Origin of the sequence: Mesorhizobium sp. M8A.F.Ca.ET.181.01.1.1, from assembly GCF_004792025.1 — a bacterium.
Taxonomy (GTDB): Bacteria; Pseudomonadota; Alphaproteobacteria; order Rhizobiales; family Rhizobiaceae; genus Mesorhizobium.
On the sequence record NZ_SRTV01000001.1, the window covers coordinates 992,003 to 1,006,274 of the forward strand.

12 protein-coding genes and 2 tRNA genes are annotated in these 14,272 nt (G+C 63.3%); 5 read left to right on the forward strand and 9 right to left on the reverse strand.

Going from position 1 to position 14,272, the window contains the following annotated elements:
• Positions 1-4 precede the first annotated feature (4 nt).
• The 7 genes from EN824_RS04875 to EN824_RS04905 form a co-directional block, all read right to left on the reverse strand.
• Positions 5-1,033, reverse strand: coding sequence for a zinc-binding dehydrogenase (locus EN824_RS04875; RefSeq protein ID WP_127279730.1), 1,029 nt, complete (start codon positions 1,031-1,033; stop codon positions 5-7).
• 36 nt (positions 1,034-1,069) lie between these two features.
• A complete protein-coding gene (locus EN824_RS04880; protein ID WP_127279729.1) occupies positions 1,070-2,347 on the reverse strand; it encodes a beta-ketoacyl-ACP synthase in 1,278 nt (425 codons plus the stop codon).
• A gap of 50 nt (positions 2,348-2,397) precedes the next feature.
• Positions 2,398-3,588: a beta-ketoacyl-ACP synthase gene (locus EN824_RS04885; protein WP_135931943.1), complete on the reverse strand. Its 1,191-nt coding sequence runs from the start codon at positions 3,586-3,588 to the stop codon at positions 2,398-2,400.
• Positions 3,589-3,643: 55 nt separating this feature from the next.
• Positions 3,644-3,937, reverse strand: coding sequence for an acyl carrier protein (locus EN824_RS04890; protein ID WP_135931944.1), 294 nt, complete (start codon positions 3,935-3,937; stop codon positions 3,644-3,646).
• A 230-nt stretch (positions 3,938-4,167) separates the two neighbouring features.
• Positions 4,168-5,310, reverse strand: a complete 1,143-nt coding sequence (locus EN824_RS04895; protein ID WP_189522124.1) for a slipin family protein — start codon at positions 5,308-5,310, stop codon at positions 4,168-4,170.
• Between the two features lie 358 nt (positions 5,311-5,668).
• Positions 5,669-5,737, reverse strand: a tRNA-Leu gene (locus EN824_RS04900).
• Positions 5,738-5,739: 2 nt separating this feature from the next.
• A tRNA-OTHER gene (locus EN824_RS04905) sits at positions 5,740-5,813 on the reverse strand.
• Between the two features lie 246 nt (positions 5,814-6,059).
• Between EN824_RS04905 and EN824_RS04910 the strand changes: the two genes are divergently transcribed.
• Together EN824_RS04910 and EN824_RS04915 are read left to right on the forward strand one after the other, a co-directional pair.
• Entirely contained in the window at positions 6,060-6,311 is a 252-nt protein-coding gene (locus EN824_RS04910; protein WP_127280385.1) for a hypothetical protein, read from the forward strand.
• A 17-nt stretch (positions 6,312-6,328) separates the two neighbouring features.
• Positions 6,329-6,799, forward strand: coding sequence for an SRPBCC family protein (locus tag EN824_RS04915; protein ID WP_135866750.1), 471 nt, complete (start codon positions 6,329-6,331; stop codon positions 6,797-6,799).
• On the opposite strand, the gene EN824_RS04920 is transcribed toward EN824_RS04915, so the two are convergent.
• Positions 6,796-7,344 carry a histidine phosphatase family protein gene (locus tag EN824_RS04920; protein ID WP_127872704.1) on the reverse strand — a complete coding sequence of 183 codons (549 nt, stop codon included), beginning with the start codon at positions 7,342-7,344 and terminating at the stop codon, positions 6,796-6,798. The genes EN824_RS04915 and EN824_RS04920 overlap by 4 nt on opposite strands.
• Positions 7,345-7,444: 100 nt before the next feature.
• Positions 7,445-10,465, reverse strand: coding sequence for a caspase family protein (locus EN824_RS04925; protein ID WP_135931945.1), 3,021 nt, complete (start codon positions 10,463-10,465; stop codon positions 7,445-7,447).
• A gap of 106 nt (positions 10,466-10,571) precedes the next feature.
• Between EN824_RS04925 and EN824_RS04930 the strand changes: the two genes are divergently transcribed.
• The 3 genes from EN824_RS04930 to EN824_RS04940 all read left to right on the forward strand — a co-directional run bounded on the left by EN824_RS04930 (position 10,572) and on the right by EN824_RS04940 (position 14,271).
• Positions 10,572-11,522 (forward strand): AEC family transporter, encoded by a 951-nt coding sequence (locus EN824_RS04930; RefSeq protein ID WP_127280495.1) that lies wholly within the window; start codon positions 10,572-10,574, stop codon positions 11,520-11,522.
• 182 nt (positions 11,523-11,704) lie between these two features.
• A complete protein-coding gene (locus EN824_RS04935; protein ID WP_135931946.1) occupies positions 11,705-13,162 on the forward strand; it encodes an NAD-dependent succinate-semialdehyde dehydrogenase in 1,458 nt (485 codons plus the stop codon).
• Positions 13,163-13,248: 86 nt separating this feature from the next.
• Entirely contained in the window at positions 13,249-14,271 is a 1,023-nt protein-coding gene (locus EN824_RS04940) for an aldose epimerase family protein (protein ID WP_127872702.1), read from the forward strand.
• The last annotated feature ends 1 nt before the right edge of the window (position 14,272 follow it).

Below are 14,272 nucleotides of genomic sequence, written 5' to 3' on the forward strand. Positions count from 1 at the left end.
GGCTCTAGGCGACGCGCAGGATGATCTTGCCGAAGACGTCGCGGCCTTCCATGCGCTTCAGCGCGGCATCGATATCGTCGAAGCCGACCTCGGTGTCGATGACCGGCGCGACCTGTCCCGCCGCCATCTTCTGCATGGCGTTGGCCATGTTCTCCATGCGGCAACCGAAGGATCCGAGCAGTTTCAACTGCTGCTGGAAAAGCTGCATCAGGTTGATCTGCGTCGACACGCCCGAGGTCGAGCCGCAGGTCACCAGGCGGCCGCCGCGTTTCAGGCACAGCATCGAGCCGGCAAAGGTGTCGGCGCCGACATGTTCGAACACGACATCGACGCCTTTCTTCCTGGTCAGCTTGCGCACGACGCCCTCGAAGCGGTCGTCGCGGTAGTTGATGACATGGTCGGCGCCGAGCGCCTTGGCCCTGTCGATCTTGTCATTCGAACCGACCGTGGTGATGATCGTGCAGCCCATCCGCTTGGCCAACTGGATCGCCGCCGAGCCGATGCCGGATCCGCCGGCATGGACAAGGATCGTCTCGCCGGGCTGCAGCCTGGCGTTGTCGAACAGCATGTGCTCGACCGTACCAAAGGTGACGGGCGCTACCGCCGCGCCAATGTCGGTCACGCCGGGCGGGGCGGGGACCAGCAGGCGCGCCGGCAGGTTGATCTTCTCCTGCGCGAAGCCGTCGAGATGGAAGCCGTGAACGCCCGAAACATGCTCGCAAAGATTGTCGCGGCCTTCGCGGCAGGCCCGGCACAGGCCGCAGGTGCGTGCGCCGTAGATCGATACCAATTGCCCGGGCAGCAGGCTGGAAACGCCGGGGCCGACCGCCTCGACCTCGCCGGAAGCCTCGGCACCGACGACCAGGGGCAGCTTGCGCTTGGCGAAGGCCATGCCGCGCCAGCCCCAGACGTCGATGTGGTTCAGCGCCACTGCCCTGATGCGCAGCGTCACTTCGCCGAGCGCGGGTGGCGGTGGGGGCGGCAGGTCCACCGTTTCAAGGCGGCGGTCCTCGATAAGTTGCAGTGCGCGCATGGAGCCTGTCGGTTCTGTTAAGCGGAAAGGGCTCGCTTAGACCGGTTCCCGCGCCATGACAAGGCAAGTGTTCTGGCCGCCGAAGCCGAAGGAGTTCGACAGAACGGTGCGAACCTGCGCGTCGCGCTTCTTGTTTGGCACGACGTCGAGCGCGATCGCGGGGTCGGGATTGTCATAGTTGATGGTCGGCGGAATGACGCTTTCGCGCATCGTCATCAGCGAAAACGCCGCTTCGACAGCGCCGGCCGCGGACAGTGTGTGGCCGATCATCGACTTGTTCGACGAGACCGGCATCGAGCCAATCCGCTCTCCGAACACGGTCGACAGCGCCAGATGCTCCATCTTGTCGTTCTCGGGGGTCGACGTGCCGTGAGCGTTGACATAGTCGATCTCGTCTTCACTCAGGCCCGCATCGGCGAGGGCGGCGCGAACCGCGGCAATGGCCGGCGAAGCGTCCGGCTTCGAGCGGGTGCGGTGAAAGTCGTCGGCCTTCTCGCCGCAACCGCCCAGGACTCCGAGAATAGTCGCGCCGCGAGCCAATGCCGCTTCAAGCGATTCCAACACCAGCGCCCCGGATCCCTCGGCCAACACGAAGCCGTCGCGATCCCTGGAGAAGGGCTTCGATGCCTTTTCGGGAATGTCGTTGTGCGTGGAGAGCGCCGAGAGCAATGAGAAACGGATCAAAGCCTCGGCGGTGGCAGAACCGTCAGCGCCGATCGATAGCGCACGGTCGCATTCGCCGCGCCGGATCGCCTCGACACCGAGCTGGATCGCGGTCGCTCCCGAAGCGCAAGCCGTCGACAGGGTGATCGGCAGACCGCGTGTGCCAAGGCGGTCGGCAAGGCGGTCGGCGATCGAGCCGAACTGGGTGGTCTCGAAAATATCCAGCTCTTTCAAGCTACGCGCCACCCGAAGCAGTCTTTCGGCGGCGGTGTCGTCCTTGTCCTTGTCGGAATTGTAGAGCGAGAAGCGCTCGGCCCAGTCGAGTTCGACCGGCGGCGATGCGAGGAAGAGCGGTCCGCCGAAATCGCTGGAATTAAGACCGGCTTCAGTCACCGCTTCGAGGCCGGCAAGCTCGGCTAGCTCATAGGTGAGCGGGCTGGCACCTTTCGAACTCGACGGCAGGAAATCGACCATGCCGGAGATGCGGGTGTTCAGTTGATCGATGGGAAAGCGGGTGATCGGGTGAATACCCGACTTGCCTGATGTCAACGCCGCCCAATTGTCTGATTTGCCGACACCAAGCGAGGTGACCACGCCGATGCCGGTGACGGCGACAATTGGCCTGCCCATGTGATCGTTCAGATTGGCCATCTGGAGCCCTCGAGCGTTTATCGTTGCAGCATGGATCGCGCAGCGCCGCGTTACGCGGCGTTGACCAGCGCCATGCCCTCGAATTGGTGATAGCCGATCGCCGTTGCAAGGACGGTCGCGGGAACGCCTTCGAACGGCTTCTCGGCTGCGGCATCGAAAACAGGGTAGGCGGCCTTGCGGTCGACGGCGAGTGCCGCCAGCGCCACGGCGAACGGAAACTGCGCTTCCTTCATATGCCCGGTCAGCGTCGAGAAGCCGCGCGTGGCAATCGCAGGATTGGCATCGAGCGCCGTTTTCTCGGCGGTGGTTGCGGCATGCGCGCCCGAGGCACCCGACAGGGCAAGCAGCTTGCCGTCCGGCAGCGCAGCCTGGCTGAGTAGTGCTGCGATCTCGGCGCCGAGCTCACCGCGTGAGCGCCTGGCGCGGCCGGAAACCACCGGTCCGAGCTCCGCATAGATCTTGCGCCCGCGGCTCACGGCGTGTTCGCGCTGCTCCAGCACCAGGAAGGCACCGCCGGATCCAGTGACGATGCCGCCGCCCTCGGCACCCTGTCTTTGCCACACAGGTTTCCAGGGGCCGCGATGCAAATAGCCGGCAAGCTCGTAACCTAGCAGCATGTCGGAATGTTCGGTCTGGAAGGCGCCGCCGACCAGGATGTGCGTCGACTGGCCGGAGCGGATTCGCGCGGCGGCCGTTTCGACGGCGGCGACGCCGGCGCCTTCCTCGCCCATGAAGGTGCGCGACGAGCCGGTCACCTTGTGGACAATGGAGATGTTGCCGGCGAGCAGGTTGGAGAGCTGGGCCAGAAACAAGGTCGGCCGCAACTCGGTGGTCAGCTTCTCGTTGAGAAGCACGTCGCGGTCGTTGCGGCTTTCCGAAGCGGCGAGGATGGCGGCATCGACCGCCTCGTCGCGCTCGCCGCCGCCGGCAGCCACAACCATGTCCATGGTCGTGCAGAGCTCGTCATTGCCCTTGATGCCGGCATCGTCCAACGCCAGGCCTGCGGCATAGGTGCCGAGCCGCTGCCATGTTTCCATCTGCCGCTGATCGCCGCGCTTGGCGATCTGCAGGTTCCAGTCGATCTCCGGCAGCGGATGGACGGTATAGGGCGCGAACCGCGCGGCTTCGAGCACCGGCTGCAAGCCCGGCTGCGCGAGCTTCTGCCAGTGTGCGTCAGGGCCTTCTCCCAAGGAGGAGACAATGCCGATACCAGTGATGACGACGTCGTGGGGGCTGCTCATGAGCGGCTTTGTGGGTCAGGCGGCGCGGCCCGTCAAGGCCACGCGCCGGCCGATGTCAGGCAGTCTTGGCGGCAACCAGCGCGTCGATCTTGGCGCACAGGTTCTTCATGACGAAGTAGTCATCGGTCGAGGCCCTGCCGTCATTGACTTCCTGGGTCCACTTTTCCAGCGGCACCTTGATGCCGAATTCCTTGTCGATGGCGAAGACGATATCGAGGAAGTCGAGGCTATCGATGCCGAGATCGTCGATCGTGTGGCTCTCGGGCGTGATGGTGTCGATATCGATCTCGCTGGTGTCGGCAATGATCTTGGCGACTTTGTCGAACGTGGTGGAGTTCGTGGTGGACAAGGGCTTTTCCTTCTTTGCGGGCGGAATCTGTCCGCAGCTTGTTTGGGCGCTGTCTAATCGGTTTTTCCCGGCAGGAAAAGGCCTGATAAGCCGGGCGCAGATGGGGAGGGCGCGTTGAAAAGGCAAGAAGGGCCGCCGGTCAACCCGGCGGCCCTTCCCATTGACGTAAGGTCAATGCTTGGTTCGATGCATGTCGTCATCCCAAAACCGGAACCACTTGGGGACATGCATCAGCTCTCGCGAAGCTTGACCAGGTCGTTCAACAGCCCGCCCGTCCCGTTGTGGACGGTCAGCCGCTCGACCTTGCCGGCGATGGCTTCCAGGGCCTCGAGCTCCTTCAGCCGCAGCATCACCGGGTTCTCTGCCATCACCTTGGCCGTGTTGAGCAGGGAACGCGTGGCGTTCGTCTCCTCACGGCGGCGGATGACGTTGGCCTCGGCCTGCTTTTCGGCCGAAACCACCTGGTTGAGGATTTCGCGCATCTCGCCCGGCAGGATGACATCCTTGAGCGCGATATCGCTGACCTCGACCCCGATCTCGGCCATGTCGGCCCGGACCTTGGCCGCGGCTTCCTCATCGACCGTCACCTTCTTTTCAAGGATCTGGTCAAGCGTCAGTGCGCCCAGCGTCTTGCGGAAGGCGTACTGCAGGGCTCGGTAGAGGGCCTCGGAGAAGTCCTTCACCGCGCTCACCGCCTTGACCGGATCGACGACCCGGTATTCGGCCGCGATGTTGACGCGGATCGTGACGCGATCCCTGGTCAGCACTTCCTGCCCGGCGACGTCGAGCGACTGGCGCTTGAGGTCGACGACCTTGATCTGCACCATCCGTCCGACGTTCCAGAAGCCGTGCACGCCGGCGGCAAGCGTCCGAATGAGGACACCGTCGACGAACAGCAGCCCGGCCTGACCATCCAGAACCGGATGGACGGACATCAATTCCGCCTTCCGAGCCTGGCCGAGCCGGCGCATGACCGCCGGATCGATGGCCAGATCGGCCGAGGTGTCGACCATCGTCACCTTCCACGGTCCGGCATCGGTCCACAGCACCAGCTTGCGGTCCGGCGCCAGCACGCTGTGCAAATTGCCGTCGCGCTCGATGACGGCGACCTCCGTGCGCCCGGTGCGGAAGACGGTGAAATGACGCGCGGCCACGTCCGGGAGCTTGTCGAACAACGCCTTCTCGTACGCCGAAACGAATTCCGGGTTCCTCAGATCGTGCCGCGAGACTTCCAGGCTGCCGCGCCGGTTGGCGAGCCAGTGCTCACCCGGCAGCAGGACGGCCTTGATCTCTCCCTTGTACAGGGTGAGGGCACGCTCATTTTCCTTTACGAGGACGCGCTCGCGCCCAAGAACTGTATCGAGAATAGTCATTGTCTTACTCCTGTCGGGCATGGCCCCATGCGAGGCGTCACGTCATGCGTCGATCTTCCCTTCGTTTCTCGTTTCACTTCCAATTCCGGCACGAATGATCCGGGGACTGGTGGCATCAATCCTTGGCGGACCCTCGGGAGCGGATCGCGAGGCAGCGAAGCGGGCGCCGGAGGCCTTGGCCTCCTTTGCCGGCGACGTTGCGCCTTGACCATCACCGCGAGCCTGGCCGCGAGCCGATGGCATCGGACCTTTCGATCCGGCCTTGGCCCGAAGGCTTCGGCCGTCCGTCAGATCTTCAGCATTCCAGTCCCCGGACCGTTTTTCAGATAACACCGTGGCAGGGTGCTGGCTTATCAGGCCAATGGAGAAGGATTCGAACCTTCGACAATCAGAACCTAAATCTGATGCTCTACCAAACTGAGCTATCCGTGGTGCAGACAGCAGGACTCGAACCTGCGACCTCCGGACCCAAATCCGGTGCTCTACCTCTGAGCTACATCCGCGATCCCAATCCCCAAAGCGGCGCCGTATACAGGGCGGCAAAGCCGCCTGCACGGGCGGAGACGAAAGCTCCAACCGCTGTGCTCACTTCGGTTCTCGTGACCGGGAGCGCGCCTATAGCTCCTGCGACGGGTTGTCGCAAGCGACATTGTGGCGGCGAATTTGCGGCTTATTCCGGCAGTGACATTTCAGCAACTTCAGCCTATCGGCAGTTGTTTGTACCAATGTACCGTGGTACAACATAGATCATGGATATAGAACGCGTGCAGACCGGGGTTCGTCTGGAAAAACGATTGGTGAAGGTGCTCAAGGCATTGGCCGAGCATCGCGACATGAGCCTTGGCGATCTCATTGAAGGCATCGTCCTGCACGCTTTCGAAGGGCAGACGCCGTTTTCGCCCGAGACGCTCGACACAATCAGCCAGCTGAAGCGCATCTACGGGCTGGAACTTGGCGCGGCGGACAGCCACGGTCTGGCTGAAGCGCCATCCTCTGATTGAATGGAAAGGGAAAGCGGATGACGAGCCATCTTGAACGCAGTCATAGCATCGTGCTCTCCGGTCCGGTCGACCGCGTCTTCCCGCTGTTCTCGCCGATCGGCGAGAGCTTGTGGGTGGCGGGCTGGGATCCGGAGTTTCTGCACCCGCAAAGCGGAGAAACGCGGCAAGGCATGGTCTTCCGGACTACTCACGGCGACGAGACAACGCTTTGGGCCTGTACGCATTGGGATCCACGGATCCATCAGGTTCGCTATGTGAGGGTTACGCCGGATTCGCGGTTCGGATTTGTTGACGTGGCCTGCCGCCAGGTAACCAGCGGAGACACCGAGGCATTGATTTCCTATACTTTGACGGCGTTAAGCGAGGCCGGCAGGTCGTATCTGTCCGAACTGACGGAGGATGCGTTCACAGGCATGATCGAGACGTGGAAAGTTCGCATCGATGCATCGCTGCTCTCGGATGTATCAGCCGGGTCGGGCCACGATTAGAAAGTGACGCGGCCGAGCACGCGAAGGCCGTCGCCCTGCGGTTCGACCACCACGGCTTCGCCTTCGCGCGGCGAGATGCCGGTCAGCGCCACGATGTCTTCCAGATGGGTGACCATGATCAGATTGTCGGAGCCGGAATAAGCGCGGATTTCCTTCATGATGGCGGCGATCTGCGCTGCTTTCTGTGCATCGTCGCCCTTCAGGAGGTCGAGCGGTGCGAACAGTTCCGGCTCGGCCTCGAAGGCGGTGCGCGCCGTGTCGAGGCAGCGACAGTAGCGGCTGGACAGAATGCGCTCGATGGGAGCCGCGCGGGCGGCAAACAGGGCGCCGATCTTGCTTGCCTGCTGCTTGCCGCGCGCCGACAGATTGACCTGGGTGGCGCAATTGCCGATGTCGAAATTGGCCGGGTCGGTGGTGCCGGTGACCATGGCGTGGCGCAGCAGCACGACATGGCCGCCATCGCGCAGCAGCGCCCAGCCGGCGTCGGTCGCGTGCGCGGCGGCGGGGACGACAAGCAGGAACAACGCCAAGGCTAACCGGATCATCGCCACCCTTCCATGAGTCCGTATCGGGCTCCAACCATTCGCATATAGGGATTGGAAAGCGGGCACAAAGACAAGCCGGGCGCCGGTCGCGTCTCAAGCCTCACTTTTTGGCGAGCTGCTGCTTCACCAGATCGATCTTCTGGTCGGTCAGCGGGATCGGGATCGTGTAGCCGGCTTCGGTAAAGCCCTGTTTGGCGTTCTCGAAGAACGCGATCGCCTTGAGATATTCCGGCTTGCCGCCGCCATAGCTGGCGCGGTTCCAATGGATGTCGCCAAGGTTGTTCTGTTCGAAGGCCCACTGCATGGGCTGACTTTCCCTGGTGAACACTTTCAGCGTCGCCGTGAAGGCCGCCTCGGCCTCGTCGAGATATTTGCCGGTCCGTTCGATGTTGCCGAGGTTGAGCAGGCTCATGCCGATGCCGTTCTGCGCGTTCGCCCAGTCGACCGGCGCGGTCTCGATGGTCAGCACTTCGAGCGCCGCACGGCGCGCGGCGATCGAATCCCGCAAGGTTGCGGGGCCGGCATTGCTCATGCTCAACCAGTGCAGCGTCGAGCCGAGGCCGGCCTGGGTCAGCGCCCATTGCCGTGGGTTTGTCTCGCGCTTGTATTCGCGCAAGGCGTTGCGGTAGGCGTCGACCGCCTCGTCATAGTATTCGGGCTTGTCCGTCACGCCGCCGAGAAGCTGCAGCGTGTTGCCGAGATTGTAGTAGCTCATCGCCCAATCAAGCGGGAATTTCCGCCTGACATAGACCTGGCGGGCCGCCTGGAATGCCGCAACCGACTGCTCCAGCCTGGATGCGTCGCGGGTGCGCTGGCCAAGCGTCTGGTAGATCGAGCCGAGATTGTTCTGCGCCGACGCCCAATCCATCGGGAAGCGTTGCCTGGTGAACACAGTCAGCGCATCGTCATAGGCTGCCGCCGCCTCTTCGAGCGTGCCGGTGCCCATGTCGAAACGGGCGACACCACTCAGCGCATTGCCGAGGTTGAGCCGGCTGGTGGCCCATGAGACGGGGAATGTGTCGCGGTTTCGCACTTCGAGCGCGGCGCGAAAGGCGTCGGCGGCCTCGTTGATCCTGGCCTTGTCGTTGAGCTGGATGCCGAGGGTCACAAGCGTGTTGCCGAGATTGTTCTCGACCATCGCCCATTCGACCGGCGTTTTCTGGCGCGTATATTCCTCGAGCGCCAGCCGGTAGGCCGCTTCCGCCTGGGCCAGATGTTCGCCGCCGGGTTCGCGTTCGGAGAGCGCATAGAGCGCGAGGCCAAGATTGTTCTGCGAGGACGCCCAGTCGAGCGGAACCTTGTCGCGCGGGCGCTTGTCCAGCGTGGCGCGCATCGCCGCCACCGCCTCGTTCAAGCGTTTCGGGTCGCTTTCGCGTTCGCCGATCTTCAGCAGCACATTGCCGAGATTGTTCTGGGCGGCGGCCCAGTTGAGGTCGTCCTTCACATGTTCGAACACGGCAAGCGAATCGCGAAAGATCTGCGCGGCCTCTTCGAGATGCGCGGTCTCGGTCTCGCGCTCGCCGATGTTCTGCAGCACCACCGCCATGTTGTTGCGGGTGATGGCCCAGTCGCGATTCTGTTCGCCATTGGGAATGAAGTTCAAGATGGCGCGATAAGCTTCGATCGCGTGCCGCAGCGCATCCAGGTCGCCGGTGGCGTAGCCATAGGAATTAAGTGCTTCCGCCTCCTGGTTCTTGTAGTTCCAGCGCAGGTTGTCATCCCATTTCTCGGCCAGCGAGAACGCCTTGGCATAGTCATTGGCGGCCGACTTGTAGTCGAAGACCAGCGCCGAGGCGTCGGCCCGCTTGGCGTAGATCGCGGCATCCGCGATGCGCTTCTGCTTGATCAATTCCTCAGCCTTGTCGACCGTGTCATTGGTCGCTTCGACCCGCCCCACGGCATCATCGAGGAATTTTCGCGCCGTGGCGATCGCGCCCTGGCCGATGGCCTTGTCGGCGGAAGCGACCAGGCGTTTGATCTCCGGATCGTCGGTGCGCAGCGCCGCACGTTCGGACATCATCTTCCTCAGACGCTCAGCCTGGGCGTCAAGCACTTTTCGCAGGTCGGCCGGATCTTCCGGGATTTTCTCCGTGCCGAGCGCCCTCAGCACGCCGTAAAGCGCGTCGAGCGGGACGCCTTCCTGTAGCGACGCCAGCTCCACCTGTGCCCGCTTGGGATCGGGCAGCTCGGAAATGGTCAGCAGCAACTGCCGCCGCTCGCCGGTGATCAGCCCGTCGTCGCCGGTCGGTTCGGGCGGTGCGACACCGAAATAGAGCAGCCGGCGCAGGCTTTCGTTGACCCAGGGGCGCTGCTTCGCCTTGGTGTCGAGATAGACCTCTTCCGTCACCATGCGCATGACCGAGCCGAACTCGGTGCCTTTCATCGCCGCGAGATGGCGCAGCAGGGCCGCCGCATAGGGGCTGTTTTCGCCAGCGGCGCCATCGAGCGCCGGACGGCCGGGTTCCGCGGCGAAGCCGATCACCGTGCCGAGGCTCGCGTCGGCCGCCGGCGCGTTGCCGAGGGCCTTTGCGCCGCGCACCGGCTCCAGTCCCCCGGCGCCGATAGGCTCGGCGGAGGCGGTGGGTGCGCGCCGCACCACGGCGTCCGATGGAAACGGATTGGTGCGGCAGGCGTCGAGCAGCATGATCGTCACCGGCACGGTCTTCTTCAGTTCGTCCATGACGGCGGAAATCGGCACCAGTTCCTGATCGGCATCCTTGAGTGACGAGACGTCGGCGTCGACCGGAACCAGATAATTCTCGCCACCGGCCTCGATGCCGTGACCGGAGTAATAGATGAGGGCGACGTCGGCGCCCTCGGCGTCCTCGACGAAGCGTTCGAGGTCGCGCTTCAGCTTGCTCGCATCGCGATCGGTGACGTTGCGGGCGTCGAAGCCGAGGTCGGTCAGCATCTTGGCCATGTCGCGGGCGTCGTTGGCTGGATTGGGGAGGGCGGCGATGTGCTCGTATTGCGACTGGCCGATGATCAGCGCCACGCCCTTGAGGTCTTTTGCCTCGGCAGCCTGAAGCATCGACGCGGCAACGGAGACAAGCATGGCGACAAATAACGTCACCCGCGCACGCCGGAAAAGACGCAGTTTCGAGGTGTCGACAAAGGTCATTTGTCGTTCCGCCCTGATGATCCAAACCCTCTATAACCCTGCCAGCCAACGATGATCAAATTCGGGCGCGATTGCGCCGCGGCCGTGGCTCGCCTATCCCTGAAAAATGTCTCCACTCACCGAAACCGTCCTGTTCGTCTTCAGTCTTGTCGCGCTCGGCTATCTCGCTGGGTTCACAGGCTATTTGAGACCGGCGAGCGGCGAGGGGATATCCGACTTCGCGGTCTCGGTGGCCATGCCGCTGCTCCTGTTCCAGACCATGGTCAACGCTGATTTCCATGGCGTCGCGCCATGGCCACTATGGGGCGCCTATTTCACCGCCGCGGCGATCACCTGGGCGGCGGGCCATCTCGTCACCACGCGGATATTCGGACGCGACGCGCGCGCCGGGGTCGTCGGCGGCGTATCGTCCGCCTACTCCAATGTCGTGCTGCTCGGCGCTCCCTTCATCCTTGGCATATTCGGTCCGAGCGGCTTCGAAGTTCTGTCGCTGCTGGTCTCGGTGCATCTGCCGATCATGATGATGGCCTCGATCGTGCTGTTCGAGATGTTCGGCCGAGGCAGCGGCGAACATGTGCATCCGCTACGGGTCCTGCGCAGCTTCCTGAGACGGCTGTTCATCAATCCGCTGATCATCGGCATTCTGCTGGGGCTGGCATGGCGCATCAGCGGCGTGCCGCTGCCGGCCCTCGTCATGCGACTGGTCGATGCGCTGGCCAACACGGCCGGGCCGGTGGCGCTGTTTGCCATGGGGCTCAGCCTGCGCCGCTTCGGCATATCAGGCAATGTCCGGCCAGCGCTGGTACTTTCGGTGCTGAAGCTGTTCCTGATGCCGGCGCTGGTTCTTGCCTTCGTCTGGCTGCTCGGCCTGCCGCCGTTGACGGCCAAGGTGGCGGTCGTGGTGGCGGCGCTGCCGTCGGGCATCAATTCCTATCTCATCGCCGTCCAGTTCAACACCGGCCAGGCGCTAGCATCGAACCAGATGACCATCGCCACTGCTTGCGCGGTCATCACTACTGCTTTCTGGCTGACGGTTGTCCTGCATGTTTTCGGGTGAGGTTGGCGACAGCTGCGCCAACCCGCTCTCGTCTTGCGCTGGTCCAACCCCTATATGCCATCTTGCGATTGCTTGCGGGGCTTTCCCTAGGTTAAGAGCAATGGCTCCAGCGTGCGGCCCTGCCTGCGCTTTACCGAAGACATCCAGATAGCGGCCCGCGAGCGCCGAACGGAGGCTAGACCATGCTTCAGAAAACCAGCCATTTCATGCGCCAGGCCAATCTCATCAACGGCGAATGGGTCCAGGCCGACAGCGGCCAGACGGTCGATGTGAACAATCCAGCTACCGGCCTCAAGATCGGCACCGTGCCGAAGTCGGGCAAGGCCGAGACACGCCGTGCCATCGAGGCTGCCGACGCCGCCTTCAAGTCATGGCGCAAGACCACCGCGCTCGAGCGCTCCAAGCTGCTGCGCAAGCTGCATGACGCGATGATGGACAATCAGGACGTGCTGGCCGAACTCCTCACCATCGAGCAGGGCAAGTCGCTGTTCGAGTCCAAGGGCGAGATCGGTTCGGCCGCCGCCTACATCCTGTGGTTCGCCGAAGAAGGCCGGCGCACCTATGGCGACGTCGTACCCTCGCCATGGGCGGACCGCCGCATCCTGGTGACCAAGGAACCGGTCGGTGTCATTGCCGCCATCACGCCGTGGAATTTCCCGTCCTCGATGCTGGCCCGCAAGCTTGGTCCCGCACTTGCCGCCGGTTGCACCGCGGTCGTCAAGCCGGCCTCGCAGACGCCTTATTCCGGCTTGGCCTGGGGCGCGCTGGCCGAGGAGGTCGGCTTCCCCAAGGGCGTCGTCAACATCCTGACCGGTTCGGCGAGCGAGATCGGTGACGAGATCTGCGCCAATCCGCTGGTGTCGAAGATTACCTTCACCGGCTCGACGGAGGTCGGCAAGCTTCTCATCCAGAAGTCGTCGGTCACGGTCAAGAAGGTGTCGATGGAACTCGGCGGCAACGCGCCGTTCATCGTCTTCGACGACGCCGATATCGAGCGTGCCGTTGCCGGCGCGATCACCGCCAAATATCGCAATTCAGGCCAGACCTGCGTCTGTACCAACCGCTTCCTCGTCCAGGCTGGTGTGTACGACAAGTTCGTCGAAAAGCTCGCCGCGGCCAGCAACGGACTGAAGGTCGGTTCCGGCCTCGAAGAGGGCGTCCAGCAGGGGCCGCTGATCGACGAGAAGGCGGTCGAGAAGGTCGAGGAACTGATCGCCGATGCCACCTCAAAGGGCGGCAAGGTCGTCGCCGGCGGTCATCGCCATGCACTGGGCGGTTCGTTCTTCCAGCCGACGGTCATCGCCAATGCGACGCCGAAAATGCGCTTCATGAAGGAAGAGATCTTTGGCCCGGTCGCACCGGTGTTCAAGTTCGAAACCGAGGAAGAAGCCATCGCGCTCGCCAACGACACCGAATTCGGCCTTGCCTGCTATTTCTACACCGGCTATCTCGGCCGCGCCTTCCGGGTCATGGAAGGCCTGAAATACGGCATGGTCGGCGTCAATGAAGGGCTGATCACCACACCTGAAGCACCGTTTGGCGGCGTCAAGGAATCGGGCCTCGGCAAAGAAGGCGGACATCAGGGCATCGAGGATTACCTCGATACCAAATATGTGTGCATCGGCGGCCTCGGGCTCTGATAGGCTAGTGCGTGGGGCAGGCTGGTAAACCTGCTCCAGGCTGAACAACCAGCCGAAGTCCTTTGGATCCACTGGCATTTGCGGGCATGACGATGAAGGACGGCGAGGTTTTCGGCACGACACAGGCAGGCGAACCGATCCGCCGCTTTACGATCAGGGGCGGCGGCCTCACCGCCAACATCATCGGGCTTGGCGCCATCGTCCAGGACCTGCGCCTGACCGGGCACGACGCGCCGCTGGTCCTCGGCTACAACAATCTGGAGGCCTATGAGACCGACACTGGCTTCTTCGGGGCCGTGGTCGGGCGCTACGCCAACCGCATCGGCGAAGGCCGCTTCACAATTGGCGGCAACCGCTACCAGACCGAGCGCAACTTCCTCGACAAGCATACGCTGCATGGCGGCTCGCAAGGCTACTCCCACCGACCATGGACGGTTTCGCTGCACGGCAGGGATTTCGTCACTCTGACGCTGCATGATCCCGACGGTGCGATGGGCTTTCCCGGCGCGCTCGACGTTACTTGCACCTACCGGCTGAAAATTCCCGGCACGCTGAGCGTCGAACTGACGGCGACCTGCGAGGAGCCGACGCCGTGCAATCTCACCCAGCATTCCTATTTCAACCTCGATGATGGCGGCACGGGCGACATTCTCGACCACAGGATGATGCTGAACGCCGGTGCCTATCTGCCTGTCGACGGCGACATGATCCCGACCGGCGTGGTGAAGCCGGTCGACGGCACGCCTTTCGATTTTCGCCAGGCGCGGCCATTGCGCATGGAGACCGAGGGCGAACAACTGCCCTACGACCAGAATTTCTGCCTGGCCGCGGCGCGCGGGCCGCTCAAGCAGGCCGCGTGGGTGCAAGGGGCGAATTCCGGCGTCGAGATGGAAGTCTGGACAACGGAGCCCGGTGTCCAGCTCTACACCGGGCAATATGTGACGCCACGCACCGGCCTGGAAGGGCGGAATTACAAGGCCTTCAGCGGCTTCTGCCTGGAGCCGCAAATATGGCCTGACGCGCCGAACCGGCCCTATTTCCCGCAGGCGACGCTATGGCCTGGCGCGATCTATCACCACGTGACCGAATACCGGTTCCGGCAAGGTTAGC